Source organism: Bradyrhizobium sp. BRP20 (assembly GCF_020194215.1).
In the GTDB taxonomy this organism is placed as follows: Bacteria; Pseudomonadota; Alphaproteobacteria; order Rhizobiales; family Xanthobacteraceae; genus Bradyrhizobium; species Bradyrhizobium yuanmingense.
In genome coordinates, this window is the sequence record NZ_JADYVY010000006.1 from 318,300 (window position 1) to 343,850 (window position 25,551).

The following is a 25,551-nucleotide window of genomic DNA, read 5'->3' on the forward strand; positions in this document are numbered from 1 at the left end:
TTTGGTATCCCGCGCCCGACATAGTTAAGTGCCACCATACGCAGAATCAAATGGATAGGGACTAAATTCGCCGTGTCCGTCGGAATGGCAGCCCCCCGCGCGCCCTATGCCTGCGACCCCGATCGCAGCCGCGGCCGGCTGGTCGCCGAGCCTCCGAGCCGGACCCGCAGCCCGTTCCGGCGCGATTGCGATCGGGTGATCCATTCCACCGCGTTCCGCCGCCTCAAGTACAAGACCCAGGTGTTCGTGTTCCACGAGGGCGACCACTACCGCACCCGGCTGACCCATTCGCTGGAGGTGGCCCAGATCGCCCGCGCGCTGGCCCGCCAGCTCGGGCTCGACGAGGACCTCACCGAAACTCTGGCGCTCGCGCACGATCTCGGTCATCCGCCGTTCGGGCATGCCGGCGAGCGGGCCCTGGACGCCTGTCTGAAGGCGTTCGGGGGCTTCGACCACAATGCCCAGACGCTGCGCGTCGTGGCTTCGCTCGAGCACCGCTATCCCGAGTTCGACGGGCTCAACCTGACCTGGGAATCGCTGGAAGGCATCGTCAAGCATAACGGTCCGCTGACCGACCGCAGCGGCGCCCCGGTCGGGGGCTACCGCGAGCATGGCGTTCCCGTCGGGATCGCCGACTACGTCAAGACCTACGATCTCGAATTGTGGAGCTTCGCCTCGCTGGAGGCGCAGGTCGCCGCGATCGCCGACGACATCGCCTATGATGCCCACGACATCGATGACGGTCTGCGCGCCGGCCTGTTCCAGCTCGACGATCTCAAGGTGATGCCGCTGACGGCGGAGATCATCGCCGAGACTGCGGCGCATTATCCCGATCTTGAAGACGTCCGGCGCGGTGCTGAGCTGGTGCGCGAGCTGATCTCGCACCTGATCGGAGCGGTGTTTGCGGAGACAGGGAAGAACCTCGCGGCCGTGAAGCCGCAATCGGCCCAGGATGTCCGCCGGCAGAGCCGGGCGCTGGTCGCGTTCCCCGCCGAAGTGGCCGAGGAAGAGGCCGCCATCAAACGCTTCCTGTACCAGCACATGTACCGCCACGAGCGGGTGATGCGGGTGATGGGCGAGGCCGAGCAGATCCTGTTTGACCTGTTCGCAAAATACCTGAAATCCCCCAGCGAGCTGCCGCCGGAATGGCTGCTGGGGTCGGAGGCGGACGATGAGGGCGACCGGGCCCGTCGGATCGGCAATTTCATCGCCGGAATGACCGACCGTTTCGCCCTGACCGAGCACCAGCGGCTCTTTGACTCGACCCCGGATTTGCGTTAGGCGGCGGCCATGCCCCAGACATCCTCATCGCTGCATCTGTTCGCTGACGTGCTCGCACGCGTGCACGGCGCCTGCCGCGCGCTTGCGGCGGAGTCCAGCTGGCCCGAGGGCATCGATTTCTCCCGCGTGGTGGTCGAGCCGCCGCGCGATGCCTCCCATGGCGACATGGCGACCAACGCCGCCATGGTGCTTGCGAAAGAGGCAAAGGCAAAGCCGCGCGATCTCGCCGAGCAGATCGCCGAACGGCTGCGCACGGATGCGCTGATCGCCAAGGTCGATGTCGCAGGCCCCGGCTTCATCAATCTGACGCTGAAGCCGGCCGCCTGGGCCGAGGCGCTGCGCACCGTGCTGCGCGAGGGTGCCGAATACGGCCGCATCCGGGGCGGCTCCAAGGTCAATGTCGAATACGTCTCCGCCAATCCGACCGGGCCGATGCATGTCGGCCATTGCCGCGGCGCCGTGTTCGGCGACGCGCTGGCGAGCCTGCTCCAGTTCGCCGGCCACGACGTCACGCGCGAATATTACATCAATGACGCCGGCGCTCAGGTCGACGTGCTCGCGCGCTCAGCCTTCCTGAGGTATCGCGAAGCGCTCGGCGAGGACATTGGCGCGATCCCGGAAGGGCTCTATCCCGGCGACTACCTCAAGCCGGTCGGGCAGGCGCTGGCGACGGAGCATGGCGACAAGCTGCTCGCGATGAGCGAGGCCCAGTGGCTGCCGACCGTGCGCGCCAAGGCCATCGCGATGATGATGGACGAGATCAAGGACGATCTCGCCGCCCTCAACATCCGCCACGACGTGTTCTTCTCCGAGCGCTCCCTGATCGAGACCGGCAACAACAAGGTTGCGGAGACCATCGACTTCCTGAAGGCCAAGGGCGACATTTACGAAGGCCGCCTGCCGCCGCCGAAGGGCGCGCCGGTCGAGGATTGGGAAGATCGCGAGCAGCTGCTGTTCAGGGCGACCGCCTACGGCGACGACGTCGATCGTCCGCTGATCAAGTCGGACAATTCCTACACCTACTTCGCCTCCGACATCGCCTATCACAAGGACAAGTTCGACCGCGGCTTTGCCGAGATGATCGACGTCTGGGGCGCCGATCACGGCGGCTACATCAAGCGCATGCAGGCGGCGGTGAAGGCGACGACGTCGGCTAAGGGATCGCTGGACGTCAAGATCGTCCAGCTCGTGAAGCTGCTGCGCAACGGCGAGCCGGTGAAGATGTCCAAGCGGAGCGGGGACTTCGTCACCTTGCGTGACGTGGTGGATGAAGTCGGCCAGGACGCCGTCCGCTTCATGATGCTGTACCGCAAGAACGACGCGGTGCTTGATTTCGACCTCGCCAAGGTCATGGAAGAGTCGCGGGACAACCCGGTGTTCTACGTCCAGTACGGCCATGCCCGCGGTCACTCGATCTTCCGCAATGCCCGCGCCGAGGTGTTCCCGGAACTCCCCGAGGATGCCGGCGCGCGGATCGCATGGCTCGCTGAGTCGGCGATGGAACGGCTGTCGGACCCCGTCGAGCTCGATCTTCTTAAGCGCCTCGCAATTTATCCGCGCATGCTGGAAGCTGCCGCCGCGGCCCATGAGCCGCACCGAATTGCCTTTTATCTCTATGATTTAGCCAGCGAATTTCATGCACTTTGGACGAAAGGGCGCGATTTGCCCTATTTACGCTTCATTATCAATAATGATGCAGATCTTACAAAGGCGCGATTGGCAATGGTCCAGGGCGTCGTCTCGGTCCTGGCATCGGGCCTCGCCATCCTCGGCGTCCATGCCCCGGACGAGATGCGGTAGTTTGGGGCGAACTACTTAAGGGGAATTCGGGGGTAACCGGCAGAAGCCGGATCGCTTAGACTTGGTTGAAAGCCTTGTGGGTCGAAAGCCGTGCCTTGGTCGAGGGGCGCGCGGCTTTCCCGAAGGGACGCATCATCACGATGGCCGAACGATATCAGGACAGACCGTTTCCTTCCGATGACTATGGTCGCGGCGGCGACCAGCATGGGAAGGCGGATAGCGATCCGTTGGCCGAGCTCGCCCGTCTGATCGGGCAGACCGATCCGTTTGCGGCGCAGTCGCGTCCGCCCGCGGCGCCCGCCCAGAGCTATCAGGACCACGATTACCGCCAGCTCGATGATCAGCAGGACTACGCGGAGCAGGCACCGTCGCCGCCCTCATGGATGCGGCGTGCCAACGTGCAACCGCAGCCGGCACCCGCGCCGGAGCCTGACTATCCGGTCACCGTAAGCCCGGTCCACCCGCTGCATCGCTACGCCGCCAAGCCTGCCGCGCCCGAGCCTGTCGTTCATCAGCCCCAGGCCTATCAGGACACCTATCAAGATCAGGCTCATCAGGAGCAGGCCTATCAGCAGCATGGTCAGGCCTACCAGGAGCAGTCCTATCAGGAGCCGTATGCGCAGCCCGATCCGTCGCGCTACGACGATGCGCTCTATGGTCGGCTGGAGACAGGCGAGCAGGACTATCAGCGCGAGCCGGCCTATCCCGACGACCCTTACGCCGACCAGAGCGACTATCCGGAGGACGAGGTCGAGGAGCCGAAGAAGCAGCGCGGCGGCATGATGACGGTCGCGGCGATCCTGGCGCTTGCCGTGCTCGGCACCGCTGCTGCATTCGCCTACAAGACCTATATCGGCTCGCCTCGTAGCGGCGAGCCGCCGATCATCAAGGCCGACAACACCCCGACCAAGATCGTGCCGGCGCCGACGGACTCCGCGGTCAAGGTACCGGACCGAATGGTCAGCGGTGACGGCACCGAAAAGATCGTGCCGCGCGAGGAGGCGCCCGTCGACGTCAACGCCAAGGCGGGCGGGCCGCGCGTGGTGTTCCCGCCGCTGAACCAGAATGCGAACCCGCCCTCGGTGGCGAGCGTGTCACCATCCACCGTGCCGCCGCCGAGCGCGGGTCCGAGCCCGAGCAACGGCACGCTGCCGAACAATTCGCCGCGCGCGATCAGGACCGTTGCGGTGAAGGGCGATCAGACCGATAGCGCCGTGCCGCAATCGGCCGCCGCCAAGCCGGCGCCCGCGGCGCCGAAGCCCGTTGCCGCGCCGGTTGCGCCCGCCGCGCCGCGCAATCCGCCGACCTCGGCCAATGCCAGCGCCAACCAGCCGATGTCGCTGGCGCCGCAATCGTCCCCGTCGGCCGAGCCGCCGCAGCGGATAGCTGCGACCAACCCGACGCAGATCGCGCCCACCAGCAGCGGTGGCGGCTACATCGTGCAAGTCTCCTCGCAGCAGAGCGAGGATAGCGCCGCCGCATCCTACCGGGTGCTTCAGAGCAAATACGGCAGCGTGCTCGGCTCCCGTTCGCCCGTCATCAAGCGTGTCGACCTCACCGACAAGGGCAAGGGAGTCGTCTACCGCGCCTTCGCCGGCCCCTATGGTTCGGCCGAGGAAGCGACGCAAGCCTGCAACAATCTGAAGTCCGCAGGCCTGTCTGCCTGCTTCGTCCAGAGGAATTAACGGTCGTTTCCTTGACCCCCTCGCGGGGCAGAGTTAATCGGCCGTTATGAGCACGCGGGCCTTCATTACCGGCGTATCCGGAACGGAACTGACCGCCGCCGAGCGGGAGTTTATCCGTGCCGAACGCCCATGGGGCTTCATCCTGTTCAAGCGTAATGTCGCAACATCAGCACAAGTTGCTGCGTTGGTTGCAGAATTGCGTTCGGTCGCGAAGGCCCCCGACGCGCCGATCCTGATCGACCAGGAGGGGGGACGGGTGCAGCGGCTGGGGCCGCCACACTGGCCGGTCTATCCGCCGGGGGCCGTATTCGCGAATTTGTACGACACTGATTCGGCCCTCGGGCTCACTGCGGCGCGCCTCAGTGCCCGCCTGATCGCAGCCGATCTCGCCGATCTCGGCATCACCGTGGATTGCCTGCCGCTGGCCGACGTGCCGGTGCCGGGCGCCGATGCGGTCATTGGTAACCGGGCCTACGGCACGGAGCCGGGCAAGGTCGCGGCGATCGCCCGTGCAGTCACCGAGGGCCTGGAGCAGGGCGGCGTGCTGCCGGTGCTCAAGCATATTCCCGGGCATGGCCGCGCCACCGCCGACACCCATTTCAAGCTGCCGACCGTCGACACGCCGCGGGACGAGCTGGAGCGGACCGATTTCGCCGCATTCAAGCCGCTGGCTGATCTGCCGATGGCCATGACTGCACATGTTGTGTTTAGCGCCTTCGACCCCGCCCATCCGGCGACGACATCTGCGACAATGATTGCTGACGTGATTCGCGGCGCAATCGGGTTCCAGGGTTTGTTAATGAGTGATGACGTGTCGATGAACGCGCTGTCGGGAAATATCGCCGAGCGGACTCGCGCGATCTTCGCGGCCGGCTGCGACGTGGCCCTGCATTGCAACGGCAACATCGAGGAGATGCGCGACGTCGCCGGCGAGACACCTGAACTGGCCGGTGGGGCGCTGGAGCGGGCGAACGCCGCGCTCGCCGCACGCAAGCCGCCGCAGCCGTTCGACCGCGTGGCCGCACGCGCCGAACTGGATGCATTGATCGCACGGGCAAACACGGCATCGGCATGACTGCAGAAATCCTATCGTTCGAAACCGGGCGGCCCGCAGAGCTCGCCGAGGGTGAGCCGGCGTTGGTGGTGGACGTCGAAGGCTATGAGGGCCCGCTCGATTTGTTGCTTGCGCTGGCGCGGCAGCAGAAGGTCGATCTCGCCAAGATTTCGATTCTCGCGCTCGCCGACCAGTACCTCCATTTCATCGAAGCCGCGCGAAAGATCCGGCTGGAGCTCGCCGCGGACTATCTGGTGATGGCCGCATGGCTTGCCTTCCTGAAGTCGCGCCTGCTGCTGCCGGAGCCGCCGAGCGCGGAAGGCCCGAGCGCCGAGCAGATGGCGACGGCGCTCGCCAACCGGCTGCGCCGCCTGGAAGCCATTCGCGAAGCCGCCAACCGGCTGATGAACAGGCCACAATTGCAGCGCGACATCTTCGCGCGTGGCGAGCCCGAGCACATCGCCGAGATCAAGCACCCGAAATACACGGCCACGCTCTATGATTTGCTCACCGCCTATGCCGCGCAACGCCAGTCGCGCGTGCTGGCGAGCGTGCATCTGGCCAAGCGCACGGTGTGGTCGCTCGCCGAAGCACGTGCCACGCTGGAGCGGCTGGTCGGCAGCATCACCGAGCAGGACGATTGGGGTGTTCTCGACGACTTCCTGATCCGGCATGTCGCCGACCCGACGCAGCGCGCGACGGTGTTCGCCTCGAGCTTTGCCGCCGCGCTCGAACTGGTGCGCGAAGGTCAGCTCGAGCTGAATCAGAAGGAAGCGTTTGCGCCGATCTATTTCCGGAAGGGGCGCCCAAAACCGGTCCCGGACGCAGCTCCTGCGCCTGATGCGCCGGTCGCTTAAGTGCAAGAAGGAGAATCTGCCATGGCAAGCCTGGCTGAAGTGCGGGTAGAAGAGGCCGAGCCGATGGAGAACGAATCCCAGGCGCGTCCCGAGGAGTTGCGGCTGCTGGAGGCGCTGCTGTTCGCCTCGAATGAACCGCTGGACACCGCGACGCTGGCCAAGCGCATGCCCGAGGGAGTCGACGTCAAGGCTGCGCTCGAGCAGTTGCAGGCCGATTATGCCTCGCGCGGCGTCAATCTCGTTCGCGTCGCCAACAAATGGACGTTCCGCACCGCGGGCGATCTGGCCTGGCTGATGACGCGGGAGAGCACCGAGACCCGCCGCCTGTCGCGGGCCGCAATCGAGGTGCTCGCGATCATCGCCTATCACCAGCCGGTGACGCGGGCCGAGATCGAGGAGATCCGCGGCGTCGTCACGTCGAAGGGCACGCTCGACGTGCTGCTGGAGACCGGCTGGATCAAGCCGCGCGGCCGGCGCAAGACGCCGGGCCGGCCCTTAACCTTCGGAACCACCGAGGAGTTCCTGTCGCAGTTCACCCTGGAACAGCTCGGCGACCTGCCGGGCCTGGAAGAGCTGAAGGGAACGGGACTGTTGGATTCGCGTCTGCCCACCGGGTTCAGCGTGCCGACGCCGTCGGATGATCCGGCCCTGCGGGAGGACGAGGATCCGCTGGAACCGGGCGATGACCTCGATCTCGCCCTTGCGCCTGCGGTCGAGCCTGAGAGCCCGCCAGAAGGCGGCAATGAGGGTGGCAGCGAAGGCGGCGCCGAGGACTGACGTACCGGCGAAATACGGGCCCCTGCGACCAGTTAACACTAGCAAGATTGCGTAGCGCCGACAGCGAATTGGCGCTGCCTTGGTCCTTGTTTTTGAGGTCTGCCAAGCCTAGGTTTCGGTGAGATCGGCCGGGTCCCCGGCCATGCGCGTTTGGAGGGTTGCAGGATGGGTTCACTCAGCATTTGGCACTGGATCTTGGTGATCGCAGTGGTCCTGCTGCTGTTCGGCCGCGGCAAGATTTCGGATCTGATGGGCGACGTGGCTCAGGGCATCAAGGCGTTCAAGAAGGGCATGCAGGACGACGACAAGGCTGCCGAGAAGCCCGAGCCGGCGAAGTCGATCGAGCACAATGCTGCGCCGACCGCGACACGGTCCGACGTCGGCAGCAAGGCCGTCTGAGCCGGAAGAAGCACGCGAGACGCGGGTAGCGGCCCGATCCTGCGCGCAAGGGATTGGGCCGGCTCCGGCTTCGCGTGAACGGAAGACCTCATGTTCGACATCGGGTGGAGTGAACTGGTCCTCATCGGGGTCGTGGCCCTGATCGCCATCGGCCCGAAAGAGCTGCCGGGCGTGCTGCGCATGGTCGGGCAGTGGATGGGCAAGGCGCGCAAGATGGCGGCCGAATTCCAGGGCCAGTTCCAGGAGGCGATGCGTGAGGCCGAGATGGCCGACCTCAAGAAAAGCTTCGACGAGGTCAAGGAAGCCGCCACGGGTTTCAATCCGATGAGCTCGCTCCAGAAGGACGTGAGCGACGCGCTTCGCATCGATGCGCTGGACAAGCCGGCCGAGACGCCGGCCGCTACTGCCGTCGATCCGCCCGTCACGCCCACGACACCGGAGACCCCGACGCCGTCGACCTTCATGGAAGCCGAAGCGCATGCGGCCGCGAACGAGCCGCTCGCGATTACCCGTGAGGTCGAACAGGCAAAGGTTGCGCAGGACACCGCGCCATCCGAAGCGATCAAGGACGCCAAAGCGTCATGACCGACGCCGATATCGAGGCCAGCAAAGCCCCGCTGATGGACCATTTGATCGAGCTGCGCTCGCGGCTGATCAAGGCGCTGCTCGGCTTTGGCCTGGCCTTCATCTTCTGCTTCTTCTTCGCCAAGCAGATCTACAACGTGCTTGTCTGGCCGTTCGTGTGGATTGCGGGGCCGGAGAACTCGAAATTCATCTACACGGCGCTGCTCGAATATTTCATCACCCAGCTCAAGCTGGCGCTGTTCGGCGCCGGCTTCATCTCGTTCCCGATCGTGGCGACGCAGATCTACAAGTTCGTCGCGCCCGGGCTCTACAAGCACGAGAAGCAGGCGTTCCTGCCGTATCTTGTCGCGACACCGTTCTTCTTCGTGCTGGGCGCGGCGCTGGTCTATTTCGTCGTGCTGCCGATGCTGGTGCGCTTCTCGCTCGGCATGCAGCAGACCGGCGGCGACGAGACCGCGCAGATCCAGCTGCTGCCCAAGGTCGGCGAATATCTGTCGCTGATGATGTCGCTGATCTTCGCCTTCGGCATCGCCTTCCAGCTGCCGGTGATCCTGACGCTGCTCGGGCGAATCGGCATCGTCAGCTCGACAATGTTGCGCGAGAAGCGCCGCTATTTCATCGTCTTGGCCTTCGTGATCGCAGCCGTGCTGACGCCGCCCGACGTGCTCAGCCAGTGCTCCCTCGCGTTTCCGCTGATGGCGCTCTACGAGGGCTCGATCCTCGCGGTGGCGATGGTGGAGAGGAAAGCGGCCGCCGCACAGGCTGCCACCGGCACTGACGTGTCGACCCCGGCCAATCCGGCGGAGTAGGGCGACCAAGCCCACCGGTGTCATTCCCCGCCTTGTGCGCAATTGCGCACTGGAGCGGGGAATCCAGTACGCCGCGGCCCCTCGGGGAAACACTGACGTCTCTGGAATACTGGATCGCCCGCTTTCACGGGCGATGACAGAATGCTAGGGGAAAGCGCGCCAACGTAAGTTGTCGGCATAAACGTTGACTATTTACGCGCTGATCCAGGACCACAGCCATGCACGACATCAAAGCGATCCGCGACAATCCGCAAGCCTTCGACGCCGGCCTCGCACGGCGCGGTTTGAAGCCGATGTCGGCCTCGCTGCTCGCGATCGACGAGAAGCGGCGTGCGGCGATCCTCGCCTCCGAGCAGGCGCAGGCGCGGCGCAATGCAGCTTCGAAGGAAATCGGCGATGCCAAGAAGGCCAAGGACGAGCCGCGTGCGTCGAAGCTGATGGCCGAGGTCGCCGAGCTCAAGACCACGATGCCCGAGCTCGAAGCGGCGGCAAAAGCCGCTGACGATGAGCTGACCAAAGAGCTGGCCGCGATCCCGAACATTCCGTTCGAGGACGTGCCCGACGGTCTCGACGAGCACGGCAACGTGCAGCATCACGTGTTCGGCAACAAGCGCAACTATGGCTTTGCGCCGAAGCTGCATGACGATCTCGGCACCGCGCTCGGCTACATGGATTTCGAAGCGGCGGCAAAACTCTCCGGCGCGCGTTTCGTCGTGCTGAAAAAGGGGCTGGCGCGGCTCGAGCGTGCCATCGGCCAGTTCATGCTCGATCTGCACACCACCGAGCACGGCTACACCGAGATCAATCCGCCGCTCTTGGTGCGCAACGAGGTGATGTTCGGCACCGGGCAATTGCCGAAATTCGAGGACGATCAGTTCTGGGCGATCAAGGGCGAGCTGCTCGCCTCGCCGGACCATGAGCGGCTGAAGACCGAGCGCCTCGGTCTGATCCCCACCGCCGAAGTGTCGCTCAGCAATCTCGCCCGCGAATCCATCCTCGATGAGAAGCAATTGCCGATGCGGCTGACCGCGCTGACGCCATGCTTCCGCGCCGAGGCGGGTGCGGCGGGGCGCGACACTCGCGGCATGATCCGCCAGCACCAGTTCACCAAGGTCGAACTGGTCTCGATCACGACGCCGGAAGTGAGCAAGGACGAGCTGGAGCGGATGCTGTCCTGCGCCGAACAGGTGCTGCAGAAGCTCGACCTGCATTACCGTGTGATGACGCTCTGCGCAGGAGATATGGGCTTCTCGGCGCAAAAAACCTATGACATCGAGGTCTGGATGCCCGGGCAGGGCGAGGGCGGGGCGTTCCGCGAGATCTCGAGCTGCTCGGTCTGCGGCGACTTCCAGGCACGGCGCATGGATGCGCGCTCGCGCGGGCCCGACGGCAAGCCGCGCTTCGTGCACACGCTGAACGGCTCCGGCACCGCAGTCGGCCGCGCGCTGATCGCCGTGATGGAAACCTATCAGCAGGAGGACGGCTCGATCGCGGTCCCGGACGTGCTCCAGCCCTATATGGGCGGGCTGAAGGTGATCGCGCGCGACTAAAGCGTTTTCCCGCCAAGTGGGCACCGGTTCGCGTCCGAAAACGCGGCATGACGAGAATCGCGTTGCGAAGATCGGGCGGCCGGCTATCCTGCCGGCCCGTCCACGCGAACCCTCCCTTCATGGCCTTGCACCGCGACATCTTCTGGGTCGGAAGACAATGGGCGGTGACGGGGGCCGGGATCCAGGCCATCGATCAGCGCCTGCGCGGCGTTCTCGACATCGGGATCGCGCGGCTCTGGGACGATGATCTCGTGCAGAGCCGGCGGGCCAAGCCCGGCGTCAATGCTGCGGATTTCGACAAGGCACTGAGCGTGGCACGCGAACGCTTTCCGCAGGAGCCGACGTCCGACCCGTTCGTGGCGCAGCTGAAGGCGCTCGGCGTCATCGAGACTTCCGTCGTGAACCCGGTCGTGCCGGCGATGCAATTGCGTGCAGAAGGCCGGCTTGCGCGCTTCCTGCCGCAATGGCGCGTTCGCCGCTAGAGCATGATCCGGAAAAGTGTGAAGCGGTTTTCCGAAAAGATCATGCTCAAACAATAACCTAAAGCGCGATGACGATTCATCCAAATCTCATCGCGCTTTAGCCGGACCAACCAAGGGAACCGGCCGCCGGACCGCAATCGTCCGGTTTGCCTGATCGGCGCTGGCCGGATAAGACGGCTCAGACCCGCTTTCAGGAATCGAACCTTCCGCATGCGCATTCTCTGCACCAATGACGACGGCATCCACGCTCCCGGCCTCAAGGTCGTGGAGGAGATTGCGCGCGCTTTGACCGATGATGTCTGGGTGGTGGCGCCCGAGCTCGACCAGTCCGGCGTGTCGCACTCGCTGTCGCTGAACGATCCCTTGCGTCTGCGCGAGGTCGGCCCACGGCACTTCGCCGTGCGCGGCACGCCGACCGACTGCGTCATCATGGGAGCGCGCCATATCCTAGGAGCCAAGCTGCCCGATGTCGTGCTGTCCGGCGTCAATAAGGGCCGCAACGTCGCCGAGGACGTGGTCTATTCCGGCACCATTGCCGGCGCATTGGAAGGCACCATCCTGGGGTTGCCGTCATTCGCATTGTCGCAGGAGTTCAGCGTCGAGACCCGCGAACGGCCGCCGTGGGACACGGCCCGCAAATTCGGGCCCGATATCCTGCGCAAGGTGATCGCCGCCGGCGTTCCGAAGGACACCGTCATCAACATCAACTTCCCATCCTGCGCGCCGGAGGATGTGCTTGGCATCCGCGTCACGCGGCAAGGCAAGCGCAATCTCGGCTTCCTCAGGATCGACGAGCGCCGGGACGGCCGCGGTAATCCTTATTTCTGGATCGGCTTCGAGCGGACCGCGATGCTCGACACGCCCGCCGACGGCACCGATCTCGCGGCGCTGCGCGAGCGCTACGTCTCGGTCACCCCGCTCAGGCTCGACCGTACCGACGAGGCGTTTTCGGAGCAGCTTGGCCTCACCCTGAAATAAAGGTTAGCTGCCGCGAAGCGCAGCCTCGATGGTCTTGCCGAGCGCGTCGAGCTGAAACGGCTTCTGGAGCGCCGGCCGGTCGCGATATTGCTCGGGCAGGCCGGAGGAGCCGTAGCCGGTGGCGAAGATGAACGGGCAGCCCTTGGCCATGATGACATCGGCGACCGGCGAGATGACCTTGCCGTTGACGTTGACGTCGAGAATGGCGAGATCGAACTCGGTGGATTGCGCAAGCCGCATGGCCTCATTGATGTCGCCCGCTTCGGCGGCAACCTTGTAGCCAAGCTCCTCCAGCATGTCTGCGACCATCATTCTGATCATGACCTCGTCCTCGACGAGGAAAACAGAGCGGCCCGAAAGCCCTGTCGCAGTCATGGTTGAGTCCTTGCCCATTCTCGTAAACGTTCGCAGATAACGATAGGCGACGCAATGCGCGTTTCGGCGAACGCAAACCTCGCAAATGGCTTAGCGCTTTGAAGGCCTTGTTGTGGTCAAATGCTGTGCCGAAAGGATATCATGAGTTCCTGAGCCGGAACAAGATTCTCGTCTCGGGTTCTTGCGGTGCAGTACGGCGATCCGCCAGACGAGACGAGCGATAGCAGCAATGACGTCCCACCAGCACCCGCCGGAAAAGATGATGTTTCAGCTCACGCTGAGGCGTCGGGGCATCAGCGATCAGGCCGTGCTGCGGACCATGGAAGAGGTGCCGCGCGAGCTTTTCGTCGACGAGGCCGATCGCGAGGGCGCCTATCGTGACAGCGCGCTGCCGATCGCCTGCGGGCAGACCATCAGCCAGCCCTTCGTCGTCGCCTACATGACCGAGCAGCTCCAGCTCCAGAAGCAGCACCGGGTGCTCGAAATCGGCACCGGCTCCGGCTACCAGGCCGCCGTGCTATCGCGGCTCGCCGGCCAGGTCCTGACCGTCGAGCGCTATCGTAAGCTCGCCGACACGGCACGCGCCCGGCTTGAGAAGCTCGATTGTCACAATGTCGAGGTGATGCTCGGTGACGGTCTCAATCTGCCTCCCAACATCGGCCCGTTCGATCGCATCATCGTCACCGCGGCGATGGAGCAGATACCGGAGAACCTGGTCGAGCGGCTTGAGGTCGGGGGCATCCTGATTGCCCCGGTCGGCCCGCATCAGGGCGTGCAGACGCTGACCCGCCTGGCCCGCAGCGAAACCGGAATCGAGCGCAAGGAACTCGTCGAGGTCCGCTTCGTGCCGGCACTGCCCGGGGTGGCGCGGGAGCTGTAGAATCCCGGATCGGCAGTGCCGCCAACATCTTATTGTGAGGGTTAAGCCGTTATTTACTCGCCGCGTGTTTACTTAAAACACCAGTTCTGTTGCGTACGAGTGAGTAACCATGTCCGCTGTCGCCGAGTTGCTTTACTCGCGCCGCGTGCCGCAGGTCGCGGTGCTGGCGCTGATCTCCTTCAGCTTTGCAGGGTGCAGCGCCGACATGTCGTCGCGGCTGTCCCAGACCAACTTCTCCAATCCTTTCGCCTCCGAGCAGACCGGTTCGGTGCAGCAGCCGCCGCCGCCGCAGCGTGAGTTGCCGCAATATGCGCGGCCGCAGACGCAGCCCGGTTACTACCAGTCGCAGGCTTTGCCTCCGCCCGCGGTATCTGCCCCGCAGTCCTATCCCGTTGCCTCCGGGGGCGGGGTGTCCGGCGGCGGACGCGGCGTCAGCTCATATGCGCCTCCGGCGCAACCGCATCTGGAGACCACGGCCACTGTCCCGCCGCGGTCGGTCGCGGCCGCCCAGCCGGCCGGCGGAACCAAGATCATCGTCGGGACCAGCGACACGCTCGACGTGCTCGCCAAGCGCTATCGCGTCACGCCGCAGGCGATCCTTGCCGCCAACGGCTACAAGGGTCCGCGGGCGCTCTCGCCCGGCCAGCAGTTGATCATTCCGTCTCCTGCGACCGCAGCTGCACCGGCGCCCGCGATGGCCCCGGTCGCGGCAGCGCCTGCGGCGAAGCCGGTTGCTGCCGTCGCGGCACCGCCGAGCACGCACTTCGTCAACCGTGGCGACACGCTCGCCAGCATCGCGCGCAAGAACCGCATCTCGGCGGCAGAGCTCGCCCGTGCCAACGGCATCGATCCGTCGGCAAAGCTGAAGCTCGGCACCAAGCTGACCGTGCCTGGCGCCAAGACCGCCGCCGTCGCGGCGCCGGTTGCTGCGGCTCCGGTCGCGGCTGCACCGGTGGCCGGAACGCTCCAGCCTGTTGCGGCAGCTCCGGCACCCGCGACCAAGATGGCCACTGCCGCCGCGCCCGTGCAGAGCGCGCGGCTGGCCCAGGCCACGAGCAATGTGGAAGAGAAGGCTGCCGAGACGCCGGCGAAGGCTGCGGAGGCCACCGGCGCGCTGCCGACCTTCCGCTGGCCCGTCCGCGGCAAGGTGGTCACGAGCTACGGTGCCAAGACCAATGGCAAGTCCAATGACGGCATCAATCTGGCGGTGCCCGAGGGGACGCCGGTCAAGGCGGCCGAAGATGGCGTCGTCGCCTATTCCGGCAACGAGCTGAAGGGTTACGGCAATCTGGTTCTGGTTCGGCACTCCAACGGCTACGTCACCGCATATGCCCATGCGAGTGAGCTGTTGGTGAAGCGCGGCGATACCATCAAGCGCGGCCAGGTCATTGCCAAGTCGGGTCAATCCGGGGAGGTGGCGTCGCCGCAGCTCCACTTCGAAATCCGCAAGGGATCGAGCCCGGTTGACCCGCTTCAATTCCTCAATGGGGCGTGAGGCTTACGTAGCTTCCGCGCGAACGGTGTCGTCGCCCGGCTCGACCGGGCGACCCAGTACGCCGCGGCCTCTCGATTGACAACAACCGTCTCTGGAATACTGCATCGCCCGCTCCAGTGCGCAAGTGCGCACAAGGCGGGCGATGACAGTTGAATTCGGGGTAACAGCTCGCGCTACTACGCCGTCAGCTTCACACCCAGCCGTCCCGCCAGCTCCTGCACGAACTGCCAGGCGACGCGGCCCGAGCGCGAGCCGCGCGTCGTCGACCATTCCAGCGCCTCGCGCTCGAGCGTCTCGTCGTCGACCCTGATCCCGAAATGGCTGCAATAGCCGCGCACCATGGCGAGATATTCGTCCTGGCTGCAGCGGTGGAAGCCGAGCCAGAGGCCGAAGCGATCCGACAGCGAGACCTTCTCCTCCACCGCTTCGCCCGGATTGATCGCGGTCGAGCGCTCGTTCTCGATCATCTCGCGCGCCAGCAGATGGCGCCGGTTGGAGGTGGCGTAGAGGATGACGTTCTCGGGCCGGCCCTCGATGCCGCCTTCGAGGACCGCCTTGAGTGACTTGTAGGAGGCATCATTGCCGTCGAAGGAGAGGTCGTCGCAGAACACGATGAAACGGAAGGAGGAGGCCCGCAGCTGCTCCATCAGGGCCGGCAGGCTCTCGATGTCCTCACGGTGGATCTCGATCAGCTTGAGCTTGTCGGCCGGTTTGCGCTCCGCGTTGATGCTGGCATGCGCCGCCTTCACCAGTGACGACTTGCCCATGCCGCGTGCGCCCCAGAGCAGGGCGTTGTTGGCGGGCAGGCCGTTGGCGAAGCGCTCGGTGTTCTCCATCAGGATGTCGCGCATCCGGTCGACGCCCTTGAGCAGGAACAGCTCGACGCGGCTCACGCGCGGCACCGCCGAGAGGCGTCCGTCGGGATGCCAGACGTAGGCGTCCGCCCGCTTGAACGACTCGGCCTCGACCGCCGGCTTGCCCTGCGCGGAGAGGTGCGCCGCAATGGTCTCCAGGGCGCGGACGATGCGCTCCTGCGGGAGGTCCGGGCCTGCCTTGGTGACCGCCGCCGTGGGGCGTTTTGCCGCGAGGCGGGTGGGCTTGTTGGCAGGGGTGCGGGGGCCTTTGCCGGCCGGGCTTTTGCTATGGTTTTTGGGCATGTCCGAAGTTCCTGAGAACGCAGCCTTATCGGGCCTGACGGGCCGCCGCAAGGTGGCCCAAAAGGGCAGTCTGGCAGCGTTGCAATTGGGGCAATGGCCGCTATAGTCCGCGCGAATTTGACCGAACCGGTCGCCTTTGAGGGCCTGACCGGCTTTCCCCCGTTCTCGCGAGGATCGTCCGAATGCTGATTACCCCTGCGTATGCCCAGGCCGCGGCCGCTGGCGACACCAACAGCATGTTGATGTCGCTGCTGCCGTTCGCCCTGATCTTCGTGATCATGTACTTCCTGATTCTGCGCCCGCAGCAGAAGAAGGTCCGCGACCACGCCGAGCTCGTGAAGAATATCCGCCGCGGCGACACCATCGTGACCTCGGGAGGCCTCGTCGGCAAGGTCACCAAGGTGGTCGACGACGACCAGATCGAGTTCGAGATTTCCGACGGCGTGCGCGTGCGGCAGATGCGCCAGATGATCTCGGGCGTGCGCGCCAAGGGCGAGCCGGCCAAGGAAAGCGCAAAAGAGAGCGCCAAGGACGACACCGCGGCGAAGTGAGAGCTTCACCGCGAGTCTCAAGTCTCCTGATCTGACAGGTCCAGTCGATGTTGTATTTCACGCGGTGGAAGGCGCTGGGTATTATCCTGACGGCGCTGATCGTGTGCCTCTGCGCGGTCCCCAACTTCTTCCCCGAGGCGCAAGTCAAGAGCTGGCCCGCCTGGGCGCAGCGCCGCATCGTGCTCGGCCTCGACCTCCAGGGCGGCTCCTATCTGCTGCTCGAGGTCGACGCTGCCTATGTGAAGAAGGAGCGGCTCGACCAGGTCCGCGACGACGTTCGCCGGACCCTGCGCGACGCCAAGATCGGATTCACCGGCGGCGTCACCGTGCGCAACGATGCCGTCGAGGTTCGCATCACCAAGGAGACCGATGCGCAGCCGGCGCTTGCCAAGTTGCGCGAGCTGTCCCAGCCGCTGGGCGGCCTGATGGGATCCAGCGGTCAGCGCGACCTCGAGGTGACTGATGCTGGCGGCGGGGTGATCCGCCTGAGCGTCCCGCAGGCTGCGGTGCTCGATCGCCTGCGCAAGACCATCGAGCAGTCGATCCAGATCGTCGAACGCCGCGTCAACGAGCTCGGCACCGTCGAGCCCGTCATCCAGCGCCAGGGCAACGACCGCATCCTGGTGCAGGTCCCCGGTCTTCAGGACCCGACCCGCCTGAAGGAACTGCTGGGCAGGACCGCGAAGATGGAATTCCGCATGGTCGACACCTCCGTGCCGCCGGATCAGGCGCAAGCGGGCAGGGTGCCGCCGGAATCCGAACTGCTGATGAGCGCCTCGCCTCCGCCGACGCCCTACGTGGTCAAGAAGCAGGTGCTGGTCGCCGGCGGCGACCTGACCGATGCGCAGGCGACCTTTGACCAGCGCACGGGTGAGCCGGTCGTCAGCTTCAAGTTCAACACCTCGGGCGCGCGCAAATTCTCGCAGGCCACGCAGGAGAACGTGGGGCTGCCGTTCGCGATCGTCCTGGACAATAAGGTGATCTCGGCGCCCGTCATCCGCGAGCCCATTACCGGCGGCCAAGGCCAGATCTCCGGCAACTTCACCGTGCAATCGGCCAACGATCTGGCCATCCTGTTGCGCGCCGGCGCATTGCCGGCACCGCTCACGGTGGTCGAGGAGCGCACCGTGGGTCCAGGACTCGGCCAGGACTCGATCGAGAAGGGCCAGCTGGCGGCCTATGTCGGCTCGATCCTTGTCATCATCTTCATGCTGCTGACCTACCGGCTGTTCGGCGTGTTCGCCAACATAGCGGTGGCCATCAACGTCGCCATGATCTTCGGCTTATTGTCGCTGCTCAACGCCACGCTGACGCTGCCCGGCATCGCCGGCATCGTGCTCACCGTCGGCATCGCGGTCGACTCCAACGTGCTGATCTACGAACGCATCCGCGAGGAATTGCGCGGCGGCCGCAATGCGATCTCGGCGATCGACGCCGGATTCAAGCGGGCGCTCGCCACCATCCTCGATTCCAACATCACCACCTTCATTGCTGCCGCGGTGCTGTTCTACATCGGCACCGGTCCGGTGCGCGGCTTTGCCGTGACGCTCGGCATCGGCATCATCACCACGGTGTTCACCGCCTTCACCCTGACCCGGCTGATCGTCGCCTGGTGGGTGCGGTGGAAGCGGCCGCAGAGCGTGCCGATCTAGGAGCCTGATCGTGACTCACACCGTTCTCATCGGGCTCGGCGTCCTCATTGCCATCCTCACCGTGGTCTCGGCCCTCGGCCTGCTGCCGTCGCTGCGCATCGTCCCCGACGATACGCATTTCGACTTCACGCGTTTCCGTCGCATCAGCTTTCCGATCTCGGCGGCGCTGTCGATCGTCGCGATCGTGCTGTTCTTCACCCATGGCCTGAACCTCGGTATCGACTTCAAGGGCGGCACGCTGCTGGAGGTGAAGGCGAAGTCCGGCACCGCCGACATCGCGGCAATGCGTACCTCGCTCGACGGCCTGGGCCTCGGCGAGGTCCAGCTGCAGCAGTTCGGCGGTCCGGAGAACGTCCTGATCCGCGTTGCGGAGCAGCCGGGTGGCGACGCGGCCCAGCAGGCAGCCCTGCAGAAGCTTCGTGGCGCGCTTGGCGACAGTGTCGACATTCAGCGCACCGAGGTGCTGGGTCCGCGCGTCGCGGGCGAGCTCCTGGCCTACGGCATGCTCGGCCTGATGCTCGCGATCGTTGGGATCCTGATTTATCTCTGGTTCCGGTTCGAATGGCAGTTCGCGCTGGGCGCCATGATCGCCAACGTGCACGACATCGTGCTGACGATCGGCTTCATGTCGATCAGCCAGGTCGATTTCGACCTGACCAGCATCGCGGCGTTGCTAACCATTCTCGGCTATTCGCTCAACGATACCGTCGTCATCTACGACCGCATCCGGGAAATGCTGCGTCGCTACAAGAAGATGCCGATGCCCCAGCTGCTCAATGAATCCATCAACTCGACGCTGTCGCGCTCGATCATCACCCACGTCACGGTGACGCTCGCGCTGCTCGCGCTGCTCTTGTTCGGCGGCCATGCTATCCACAGCTTCACCGCGGTAATGATGTTCGGCGTGGTGCTGGTCGGCACCTACACCTCGATCTTCATTGCAGCACCGATCCTGATCTATCTCGGCGTCGGCGAGCACCGCGAAGACGCGCCCGATACGGCGACGCCGGCGAAGAAAAGCAAGGCATGATCCGAACCTCATGCCCTTGCAGGCGTTTGCGAGGGCAGTAAGCCCATTCGGACGAAGCTCATGGCCGGCGATCCCAACGCTCCGCATTTTCCGCGCTCGGCGCCGATCGATGCCTATGGCAAGGGCGGCTTCGCCTTTGCCAGCATGTCGCATCGGGGCTCGCTGCTCTGTCTGCCCGACGCGATCTGGGCTTGGGACGTGACCGACCCCGCGAAGATCGACCGCTACTCGCTGGATCGGGTGTTCACGGCGGCCAACAGCATCGACACGCTCCTGGTCGGCACTGGAACGGGGCTGTGGCTGCCGCCGCCGGAGCTGCGTCAGGCGCTCAAGGCGGTGAGGGTTGTACTGGACACGATGCAGACCGGCCCGGCCGTGCGCACCTACAACATCATGATCGGCGAACGGCGGCGGGTTGCCGCCGCGCTGATCGCCGTGCCATGAGCAACCCGGCGCCGCCTCCCGACTCCTTTGCTTTTTGCGCCGATCTCGTGCGCAGTCATGACTTTCCGCGCTACGCCGCGACCCTGTTTGCACCGGCCGCCGAGCGCCGCGCGTTACTGGCGATCTATGCCTTCAACGTCGAGATCGTTCGTGTCCGCGACCAGGTGAGCCAGCCCTTGCCCGGCGAGATCCGCCTGCAATGGTGGACCGACATGCTGTCGGGCCACGTCCATGGCAGCGCCGAGGGCAATCCGGTGGCGGCCGAGCTGCTTCGCGCGATTCGCGATTTCGACCTGCCGGTCGAGTCGCTGTCGCTGCTTGCCGAGGAGCATCAGTTCGATCTCTACAACGACCCGATGCCGACGATGGCCGCACTGGAAGGTTACCTCGCGGCGACCTCATCGGCGCTGTTCGCCCTGGCAGCGCAGGTGTTGGGACCGCCTTCGGAGGCGGCCGAGCATGTCGCCCGCCATGCCGGGCTGGCGCAGGGTATCGTGCAGGTCATAGCCAATCTGCCGCGCGATGCCGCGCACCGGCAATTGTTCGTGCCGCAGCAGGTGCTGGAGCAGCACGATTGCAGCATGGAGGACGTCTTCGCCGGCAAGGAAACACCCAATCTCCATGCGGTGCTTGAGCAACTGGCGGGTGAAGCCCGGCAGCATATGACCGCGGCTTCATCGCTGCTGGCGCAGCTGGCGCCGCCGTTGCGGCCGGCGTTTCTGCCGCTGCGCCAGGCGCAGGCCGATCTCGAGCGCCTGTCGCGCCCGGGACGCAATCCGTTTAGGTTGCAGCCGACCTCGCGGTTGCGCACGCTCTGGACGCTGTGGCGCGCCTCGCGATCGCGTGAATTTACCAAATAGACGCCGGCTTATCGCCTGGCCCGCCCAAATGCTCTATGCTGTCCTATGGCTGACATGTCCCAAAGCTCGTTCGATCTCAGCGGCCTTCCGGTCGCCCCTGAAGACATTCGCGCCGCCGCCACGACCATCCAAGGCGCCGTTGTCGAGACGCCCTGTAGCCACAGCCGGACGCTGAGCAGCATCTGCGGCTGCGACATCTGGCTCAAATTCGAGAACCTGCAGTTCACCTCCTCGTTCAAGGAGCGCGGCGCGCTCAACCGGCTTACCGCGCTGACGGCGGAGGAGCGCGCGCGGGGCGTGATCGCGATGTCCGCGGGCAACCACGCGCAAGGCGTTGCCTACCATGCCAAGCGGCTCGGCATTCCCGCCACCATCGTGATGCCGATCGGCACGCCCATGGTGAAGATCGAGAACACCCGGCATCACGGCGCCGAGGTGGTGGTCACGGGCGCGACGCTGGAGGAGGCGGCCGCCTTTGCGCGCAGCCACGGTGAAGCGCACGGCATGGTCTTCGTCCATCCTTACGACGATCCGCTCGTCATCGCCGGGCAGGGCACGATCGGGCTGGAAATGCTGAAGGCGGTCCCGGAGCTCGACACGCTGGTCGTCCCGATCGGCGGCGGCGGTTTGATCAGCGGGATTGCCATTGCCGCGAAGTCGATCAAGCCGTCGCTCAGGATACTGGGCGTCGAGGCCTGGCTCTATCCCTCGATGTACAACGCCATTCACGACGGCAATCTGCCGGCGCGCGGCGATACGCTCGCCGAGGGCATCGCGGTGAAATCACCGGGCAAGATCACCACCGAAATCGTTCGGCGCCTCGTCGACGATATTGCGCTCGTCAACGAAGCCGAGCTCGAGCGTGCAGTCGCGACCCTGATCTCGATCGAGAAGACCGTCGTCGAGGGCGCCGGCGCCGCCGGCCTCGCCGCGCTGATGTCCGATCCGTCCCGCTTTGCCGGCGAGAAGGTCGGCCTCGTGCTGAGCGGAGGCAATATCGACACGCGGCTGATCGCCTCCGTGCTCACCCGCGAGCTCGCGCGCGAGGGGCGGCTGACGCAATTGTCGCTCGATATCCCCGACAGGCCGGGGCAGCTCGCCGCGGTAGCGGCACTGCTGGCCGAAGCGGGTGCGAATATCATCGAGGTCTCACACCAGCGGACCTTCTCCGACCTGCCGGCCAAGGCGACGCTGCTGCAGCTTGTCATCGAGACCCGCGATGCCGCCCATCTCAACGAGGTGATGGCCAGGCTCAGCGCATCCGGACTGAGCGCGCGCTGCACCTGAGCACGCGCTAACGTGACGCCAAATCCGCGACGTGGTCGATCAGCCGGTCGATCTCGGCTTGGGTGTTGTAGTAGTGGGGGGAAGCTCGGACGAGCGGCGGCAGCTCGCGGTTCTCGGCATCGATGCGGGTACTCGACGGGTCTGAAGCGCCGATTGTGATGCCCGCCGCCGCGGCGCTGCTGACAATGGCCTCCGCTTCATATCCATCCAAAGTGAAGCTGACGATGGCGCCAGGCTTGCGGCCAAGGTCGTGAATAGTGATGCCGCGAATGGAAGCGAGGCCGCTGCGAAGGCGGCCCGCGAGCAGCCGGCAGCGCTCCTCGATGGCATCCATGCCGATGTCGAGCGCATAATCGACGGCAGCGCCGAGCCCAAGCCGGGCGGCGTAATTATTCTCCCATGTCTCGAAGCGGCGGGCATCGTCGCGGAGCCGATATTCATCGCGCGAGACCCAGGGCGCTGCAAAATGGTCGATCATCGGTGGCTCGAGCTGCTGCAGGAGCGCCCCGCGCACATAGAGAAAGCCGGTACCACGCGGTCCCCGCAGGAATTTGCGTCCCGTGGCCGACAGCATGTCGCAGCCGATGGCCTCGACGTCGACCTCCATCTGGCCGACCGCCTGGCAGGCATCGAGCAGATAGGGGATGCCGTGTGCTCGCGCAATTCTGCCGATGGCCGCTGCGGGATTGGTCAGCCCGCCATTGGTCGGAACCCAGGTGATGGCGATCAGCTTCACGCGTTCGTCGATCATACGTTCGAGTGCGCCGACATCGAACTCGCCCGTCGCATCGCTCGGCACCACATCGATGACCGCGCCTGTGCGTTTGGCGGCCTGAAGAAACGCAACATAGTTGGCGGCGTACTCCGCTTCGGCCGTCAGGATCCGGTCGCCCTCTCGAAATGAAAGCGAATAGAACGCCATCTGCCAGGCAACCGTCGCGTTCTCCACCAGGGCGATTTCATCCGGCGATGCGTTCAGGAGCCGGGCCACTGAGCCGTAAACGGCTTCGAGCCGATCTGACGCGCGATCGGCTGCGGCATAGCCGCCGATCTCGCTCTCGAGATCGATATGTCCTTTCATCGCCGCGACGACGGGCGCGGGCATGAGAGCCGCACCGGCATTGTGGAGATACGCGAGCCGGGAGGCAGCAGGCGTGTCGGCACGTATCTGGTTGATGTCGATCACGTCAGAGCCTCCATCTTCAGGTTCCTCGTAGACACAATGACGCACGCGAGCAAGCTCGGGCAAACGACTGTTCCAGCTGGAGCATGCAGATCGGGATGCCTATGCTGATCGGAAGCGCAATCTGGCACGGAATCACAGGGAATACCCAATGGCAAAGAACACGATCTGCCTCTGGTACGACAAGGATGCTGAAGCCGCGGCCCGCTTCTATGCCGAGACGTTTCCCGACAGCGCGGTGAGTGCGGTCCATCGCGCGCCCAGCGACTATCCGTCCGGCAAGGCAGGCGATGTCCTGACCGTCGAGTTCACGGTAGCCGGCGTTGCCTGTCTCGGTCTCAATGGCGGACCCGTCTTCAAGCACAACGAGGCCTTCTCGTTCCAGATCGCCACCGACGATCAGGCGGAGACCGATCGCTACTGGAACGCCATCGTCGGCAATGGCGGGCAGGAGAGTGCGTGCGGCTGGTGCAAGGACAGATGGGGAGTCTCCTGGCAGATCACGCCGCGGGTGCTGACCGAGGCGCTGGCCGCCGGTGGCACGGAGGCCAAGCGCGCCTTCGATGCGATGATGGGGATGACGAAGATCGACGTCGCCGCGATCGAAGCCGCGCGCCGCGGCTGAGACGGTCGCGCCTCAGATGCAGAGGCCGAGCAGCTTTACGTGACAGTTGCCGGACTTCGGCTTGCTCGCGGGCGGTACCTCGCGCTTCACCGCGACGACGGGCTCCTTGTCCTTTTTCTTGCCTTTGCCCTTCTCGTAGTCGCCGGCGATGACCATGGCCCAATAGGTGCGCTTGCCACTCGCATTCTTGGCGCTGGCAATGCCGACGCGGGAGGCATTGTGCAGCAACAGGTTCTTGCGGTGCCCGGAGGAGTCGATCCACTGGCCCAGCGTCTTGTCGAAACTGTCGTAGCCGTAGGCGATGTTCTCTGCGGCGCGGCCCGCGCCGGCCGGTGCGACGCGGCGATTGAATGGGCCGAGTGTGTCGTGGCTGAGGTCGTCCTTCGCCGCCATCGCGCGGGCCTGATCCATGGCGATGCGATCGAGGGTGGCGTCGCGCACGACGCGGGCCTCACCATGCTTGAGACGGAAGCTGGAGATCAGCTCCGCCGGTGAGTCGGCCAGCGCAGGCGCCCCTGCCAGCAGCACAAGGCCGGCGATCGTTCCGCCAACCATACGATGCATCATCGTCCCCCGAGCGCCCATGATCTCTGCCAACCCTTCCTGATCCAAGCGCTTCTCGATCGCCATTGTGGAGGCTTCAAGGCGCAGATTCCGCGCTAGCTCGTCGGGAGCTTCGCCTCGAAATTGAAGCGGTCGCGCAGGTTCTTGCGCTGCTCCAGGATATCCTTGAGGAAGGCGCGATCCTGCTCGTTCTTCATCATCGGCTCGATCAGGTCGAGCTGGTTCATGGCGACCAGTTGCAGGACCTCGATGCGTGGCTTGCCGCTGGCGTTGCGTGGCAGGGCGTGCACGACCTGGATGTGCTCGGGCGGCTTCGGTCCCTTGGAGGCGGCAAGCTCGCTGCGGAGCTGGCCCTCGAGCGCGGCCTGATCGGCTTCGACGAAGGCGTAAAGCCCGACACCGGAGCGACGGTCGGCAAAGGCGACGATGGCGGCGTCGCGCACGGCGGGATTCCGGCGGATCAGCTCGGCCAGCACCGGCGCGTCGTTGACGAGCCGGCGGCCGCCGCCCTCGCGATCGGTGAAGTTGAACAGGCCGCGGGTGATGGCGCGATAGACCTTCTTGCCGGTGGCGAGCCACAGGCTCGCGGCGAACGACTTCCTCGCCAGGATCTTTCGCTCTCGCGGCGTCAGCGCCTCGGGCGCGTAGGAGCGCTTGTGCTTGAGCAGATGCCGGAGGTCCTCATAGGCGAGGATGCGATAGAGCCGGCCGCGGCGCTTGAAGCACGCGGCGAGCTGGAAGTCGGTGACATAGGCGCGGCCGTCGCGGCCGACAAGCCAGTTCTGCTCCTTGGCGAGATCGTTGTGGCAGATGCCGGCGCGGCGCAGCCGACGCAGTGCGGCCTTGGCGGAGCGGAAATAGGCGACATCGCCATGGGGCTTTGCCAGGTGCAGCGCGACGCCGTCGACGAAGCCGCGCACCAGAGCGCGGCGCCCGGCCCAGAGCAGCTCGGGGCCGACGTCGAGGCCTTTGGCCCGCACCAGGGCCTGCTTCTCGCGGGCGAACAGGTGGCGTGCCAGCAGAAACGACCACCATGGCACCTCGTCGAGCCGGCGCAGCACCGCGTCGATCTCGCCGCTTTCGCTGCGGAAACGGCCGCGCTCGACGGTCGAGAACACGTCGCGCTTGAGCATCACGCCTTCGGTCCAGCGCGCCGACAGCTCTGCCGCGTCGTCTTTGGGCAAGCTCATT

General features: G+C 65.3%; 26 protein-coding genes. 21 read left to right on the forward strand and 5 right to left on the reverse strand.

The window, feature by feature from the left end:
* The first annotated feature begins 72 nt into the window (after positions 1-72).
* From I6F33_RS17195 to surE, 12 genes are all read left to right on the forward strand, one after another.
* A complete protein-coding gene (locus I6F33_RS17195) occupies positions 73-1,281 on the forward strand; it encodes a deoxyguanosinetriphosphate triphosphohydrolase (protein WP_225143454.1) in 1,209 nt (402 codons plus the stop codon).
* A 9-nt stretch (positions 1,282-1,290) separates the two neighbouring features.
* Positions 1,291-3,081, forward strand: coding sequence for an arginine--tRNA ligase (gene argS, locus I6F33_RS17200; RefSeq protein WP_225143455.1), 1,791 nt, complete (start codon positions 1,291-1,293; stop codon positions 3,079-3,081).
* Positions 3,082-3,221: 140 nt separating this feature from the next.
* Positions 3,222-4,766: an SPOR domain-containing protein gene (locus I6F33_RS17205; protein ID WP_225143456.1), complete on the forward strand. Its 1,545-nt coding sequence runs from the start codon at positions 3,222-3,224 to the stop codon at positions 4,764-4,766.
* 46 nt (positions 4,767-4,812) lie between these two features.
* On the forward strand, positions 4,813-5,841 hold the full coding sequence (gene nagZ, locus I6F33_RS17210; protein WP_225143457.1) for a beta-N-acetylhexosaminidase: 1,029 nt from the start codon (positions 4,813-4,815) through the stop codon (positions 5,839-5,841).
* Positions 5,838-6,677, forward strand: coding sequence for a ScpA family protein (locus tag I6F33_RS17215; protein ID WP_036012765.1), 840 nt, complete (start codon positions 5,838-5,840; stop codon positions 6,675-6,677). The genes nagZ and I6F33_RS17215 overlap by 4 nt, the downstream gene beginning before the upstream one ends.
* 21 nt (positions 6,678-6,698) lie before the next feature.
* A complete protein-coding gene (scpB, locus tag I6F33_RS17220) occupies positions 6,699-7,454 on the forward strand; it encodes an SMC-Scp complex subunit ScpB (RefSeq protein ID WP_036012763.1) in 756 nt (251 codons plus the stop codon).
* A gap of 165 nt (positions 7,455-7,619) precedes the next feature.
* Positions 7,620-7,853: a twin-arginine translocase TatA/TatE family subunit gene (locus I6F33_RS17225; protein ID WP_036012762.1), complete on the forward strand. Its 234-nt coding sequence runs from the start codon at positions 7,620-7,622 to the stop codon at positions 7,851-7,853.
* 90 nt (positions 7,854-7,943) lie between these two features.
* Positions 7,944-8,438 carry a Sec-independent protein translocase protein TatB gene (gene tatB / locus I6F33_RS17230; RefSeq protein ID WP_225125278.1) on the forward strand — a complete coding sequence of 165 codons (495 nt, stop codon included), beginning with the start codon at positions 7,944-7,946 and terminating at the stop codon, positions 8,436-8,438.
* Entirely contained in the window at positions 8,435-9,247 is an 813-nt protein-coding gene (gene tatC / locus I6F33_RS17235; protein WP_036044242.1) for a twin-arginine translocase subunit TatC, read from the forward strand. The genes tatB and tatC overlap by 4 nt, the downstream gene beginning before the upstream one ends.
* 218 nt (positions 9,248-9,465) lie before the next feature.
* Complete coding sequence (gene serS / locus I6F33_RS17240) at positions 9,466-10,797, forward strand: serine--tRNA ligase (RefSeq protein ID WP_225143459.1); 1,332 nt, start codon at positions 9,466-9,468, stop codon at positions 10,795-10,797.
* Positions 10,798-10,916: 119 nt separating this feature from the next.
* A complete protein-coding gene (locus I6F33_RS17245; RefSeq protein ID WP_109143663.1) occupies positions 10,917-11,279 on the forward strand; it encodes a hypothetical protein in 363 nt (120 codons plus the stop codon).
* Between the two features lie 210 nt (positions 11,280-11,489).
* Positions 11,490-12,257 carry a 5'/3'-nucleotidase SurE gene (gene surE / locus I6F33_RS17250; protein ID WP_192893197.1) on the forward strand — a complete coding sequence of 256 codons (768 nt, stop codon included), beginning with the start codon at positions 11,490-11,492 and terminating at the stop codon, positions 12,255-12,257.
* Between the two features lie 3 nt (positions 12,258-12,260).
* Here the strand turns inward: surE and I6F33_RS17255 are convergent, their stop codons facing one another.
* Entirely contained in the window at positions 12,261-12,632 is a 372-nt protein-coding gene (locus I6F33_RS17255) for a response regulator (protein ID WP_036044248.1), read from the reverse strand.
* Between the two features lie 229 nt (positions 12,633-12,861).
* Here I6F33_RS17255 and I6F33_RS17260 point away from each other — a divergent pair, with 229 nt between their 5' ends.
* Positions 12,862-13,512: a protein-L-isoaspartate(D-aspartate) O-methyltransferase gene (locus I6F33_RS17260; RefSeq protein WP_085969151.1), complete on the forward strand. Its 651-nt coding sequence runs from the start codon at positions 12,862-12,864 to the stop codon at positions 13,510-13,512.
* Positions 13,513-13,621: 109 nt separating this feature from the next.
* Positions 13,622-15,007 (forward strand): LysM peptidoglycan-binding domain-containing M23 family metallopeptidase, encoded by a 1,386-nt coding sequence (locus I6F33_RS17265; RefSeq protein WP_225143460.1) that lies wholly within the window; start codon positions 13,622-13,624, stop codon positions 15,005-15,007.
* A 176-nt stretch (positions 15,008-15,183) separates the two neighbouring features.
* On the opposite strand, the gene I6F33_RS17270 is transcribed toward I6F33_RS17265, so the two are convergent.
* Positions 15,184-16,164, reverse strand: coding sequence for an ATP-binding protein (locus tag I6F33_RS17270; protein ID WP_036028226.1), 981 nt, complete (start codon positions 16,162-16,164; stop codon positions 15,184-15,186).
* A gap of 182 nt (positions 16,165-16,346) precedes the next feature.
* Between I6F33_RS17270 and yajC the strand changes: the two genes are divergently transcribed.
* From yajC to I6F33_RS17300, 6 genes are read left to right on the forward strand one after another with little or no spacing between them, the layout of a single operon-like run.
* Complete coding sequence (yajC, locus tag I6F33_RS17275; protein ID WP_036012751.1) at positions 16,347-16,715, forward strand: preprotein translocase subunit YajC; 369 nt, start codon at positions 16,347-16,349, stop codon at positions 16,713-16,715.
* Positions 16,716-16,762: 47 nt separating this feature from the next.
* Positions 16,763-18,367, forward strand: a complete 1,605-nt coding sequence (gene secD, locus I6F33_RS17280) for a protein translocase subunit SecD (protein WP_036012748.1) — start codon at positions 16,763-16,765, stop codon at positions 18,365-18,367.
* Positions 18,368-18,377: 10 nt separating this feature from the next.
* Positions 18,378-19,397, forward strand: coding sequence for a protein translocase subunit SecF (gene secF / locus I6F33_RS17285; RefSeq protein WP_036012746.1), 1,020 nt, complete (start codon positions 18,378-18,380; stop codon positions 19,395-19,397).
* 60 nt (positions 19,398-19,457) lie between these two features.
* Positions 19,458-19,841 (forward strand): Mth938-like domain-containing protein, encoded by a 384-nt coding sequence (locus I6F33_RS17290; RefSeq protein WP_225139988.1) that lies wholly within the window; start codon positions 19,458-19,460, stop codon positions 19,839-19,841.
* Entirely contained in the window at positions 19,838-20,701 is an 864-nt protein-coding gene (locus tag I6F33_RS17295) for a phytoene/squalene synthase family protein (protein WP_225139987.1), read from the forward strand. The genes I6F33_RS17290 and I6F33_RS17295 overlap by 4 nt, the downstream gene beginning before the upstream one ends.
* A gap of 45 nt (positions 20,702-20,746) precedes the next feature.
* Positions 20,747-21,988 (forward strand): threonine ammonia-lyase, encoded by a 1,242-nt coding sequence (locus I6F33_RS17300; protein WP_225143462.1) that lies wholly within the window; start codon positions 20,747-20,749, stop codon positions 21,986-21,988.
* A 7-nt stretch (positions 21,989-21,995) separates the two neighbouring features.
* Here I6F33_RS17300 and I6F33_RS17305 read toward each other — a convergent pair whose 3' ends face one another.
* Positions 21,996-23,174, reverse strand: coding sequence for an aminotransferase class V-fold PLP-dependent enzyme (locus I6F33_RS17305; RefSeq protein ID WP_036028214.1), 1,179 nt, complete (start codon positions 23,172-23,174; stop codon positions 21,996-21,998).
* Positions 23,175-23,322: 148 nt separating this feature from the next.
* Between I6F33_RS17305 and I6F33_RS17310 the strand changes: the two genes are divergently transcribed.
* Positions 23,323-23,796, forward strand: coding sequence for a VOC family protein (locus tag I6F33_RS17310; RefSeq protein ID WP_008547150.1), 474 nt, complete (start codon positions 23,323-23,325; stop codon positions 23,794-23,796).
* A gap of 12 nt (positions 23,797-23,808) precedes the next feature.
* Here I6F33_RS17310 and I6F33_RS17315 read toward each other — a convergent pair whose 3' ends face one another.
* Both I6F33_RS17315 and I6F33_RS17320 read right to left on the reverse strand, forming a co-directional pair.
* Positions 23,809-24,360: a CAP domain-containing protein gene (locus I6F33_RS17315; RefSeq protein ID WP_036028219.1), complete on the reverse strand. Its 552-nt coding sequence runs from the start codon at positions 24,358-24,360 to the stop codon at positions 23,809-23,811.
* Between the two features lie 95 nt (positions 24,361-24,455).
* Complete coding sequence (locus tag I6F33_RS17320) at positions 24,456-25,550, reverse strand: serine/threonine protein kinase (protein ID WP_109145786.1); 1,095 nt, start codon at positions 25,548-25,550, stop codon at positions 24,456-24,458.
* Between the last annotated feature and the right edge of the window lies 1 nt (position 25,551).

Excerpts from the sequence above, each read along its gene's own strand:
- I6F33_RS17315 (WP_036028219.1), bottom strand. The coding sequence starts at position 24,360 with ATGCATCGTATGGTTGGCGGAACGATCGCCGGCCTTGTGCTGCTGGCA.
- surE (WP_192893197.1), top strand. The coding sequence starts at position 11,490 with ATGCGCATTCTCTGCACCAATGACGACGGCATCCACGCTCCCGGCCTC.
- scpB (WP_036012763.1), top strand. The coding sequence starts at position 6,699 with ATGGCAAGCCTGGCTGAAGTGCGGGTAGAAGAGGCCGAGCCGATGGAG.
- I6F33_RS17245 (WP_109143663.1), top strand. The coding sequence starts at position 10,917 with ATGGCCTTGCACCGCGACATCTTCTGGGTCGGAAGACAATGGGCGGTG.
- I6F33_RS17205 (WP_225143456.1), top strand. The coding sequence starts at position 3,222 with ATGGCCGAACGATATCAGGACAGACCGTTTCCTTCCGATGACTATGGT.
- I6F33_RS17270 (WP_036028226.1), bottom strand. The coding sequence starts at position 16,164 with ATGCCCAAAAACCATAGCAAAAGCCCGGCCGGCAAAGGCCCCCGCACC.
- serS (WP_225143459.1), top strand. The coding sequence starts at position 9,466 with ATGCACGACATCAAAGCGATCCGCGACAATCCGCAAGCCTTCGACGCC.
- I6F33_RS17225 (WP_036012762.1), top strand. The coding sequence starts at position 7,620 with ATGGGTTCACTCAGCATTTGGCACTGGATCTTGGTGATCGCAGTGGTC.
- argS (WP_225143455.1), top strand. The coding sequence starts at position 1,291 with ATGCCCCAGACATCCTCATCGCTGCATCTGTTCGCTGACGTGCTCGCA.
- secD (WP_036012748.1), top strand. The coding sequence starts at position 16,763 with ATGTTGTATTTCACGCGGTGGAAGGCGCTGGGTATTATCCTGACGGCG.
- I6F33_RS17320 (WP_109145786.1), bottom strand. The coding sequence starts at position 25,550 with ATGAGCTTGCCCAAAGACGACGCGGCAGAGCTGTCGGCGCGCTGGACC.
- I6F33_RS17260 (WP_085969151.1), top strand. The coding sequence starts at position 12,862 with ATGACGTCCCACCAGCACCCGCCGGAAAAGATGATGTTTCAGCTCACG.
- yajC (WP_036012751.1), top strand. The coding sequence starts at position 16,347 with ATGCTGATTACCCCTGCGTATGCCCAGGCCGCGGCCGCTGGCGACACC.
- tatB (WP_225125278.1), top strand. The coding sequence starts at position 7,944 with ATGTTCGACATCGGGTGGAGTGAACTGGTCCTCATCGGGGTCGTGGCC.
- I6F33_RS17265 (WP_225143460.1), top strand. The coding sequence starts at position 13,622 with ATGTCCGCTGTCGCCGAGTTGCTTTACTCGCGCCGCGTGCCGCAGGTC.
- I6F33_RS17290 (WP_225139988.1), top strand. The coding sequence starts at position 19,458 with ATGGCCGGCGATCCCAACGCTCCGCATTTTCCGCGCTCGGCGCCGATC.
- I6F33_RS17295 (WP_225139987.1), top strand. The coding sequence starts at position 19,838 with ATGAGCAACCCGGCGCCGCCTCCCGACTCCTTTGCTTTTTGCGCCGAT.
- nagZ (WP_225143457.1), top strand. The coding sequence starts at position 4,813 with ATGAGCACGCGGGCCTTCATTACCGGCGTATCCGGAACGGAACTGACC.
- I6F33_RS17215 (WP_036012765.1), top strand. The coding sequence starts at position 5,838 with ATGACTGCAGAAATCCTATCGTTCGAAACCGGGCGGCCCGCAGAGCTC.
- I6F33_RS17310 (WP_008547150.1), top strand. The coding sequence starts at position 23,323 with ATGGCAAAGAACACGATCTGCCTCTGGTACGACAAGGATGCTGAAGCC.
- I6F33_RS17255 (WP_036044248.1), bottom strand. The coding sequence starts at position 12,632 with ATGACTGCGACAGGGCTTTCGGGCCGCTCTGTTTTCCTCGTCGAGGAC.
- I6F33_RS17300 (WP_225143462.1), top strand. The coding sequence starts at position 20,747 with ATGGCTGACATGTCCCAAAGCTCGTTCGATCTCAGCGGCCTTCCGGTC.
- tatC (WP_036044242.1), top strand. The coding sequence starts at position 8,435 with ATGACCGACGCCGATATCGAGGCCAGCAAAGCCCCGCTGATGGACCAT.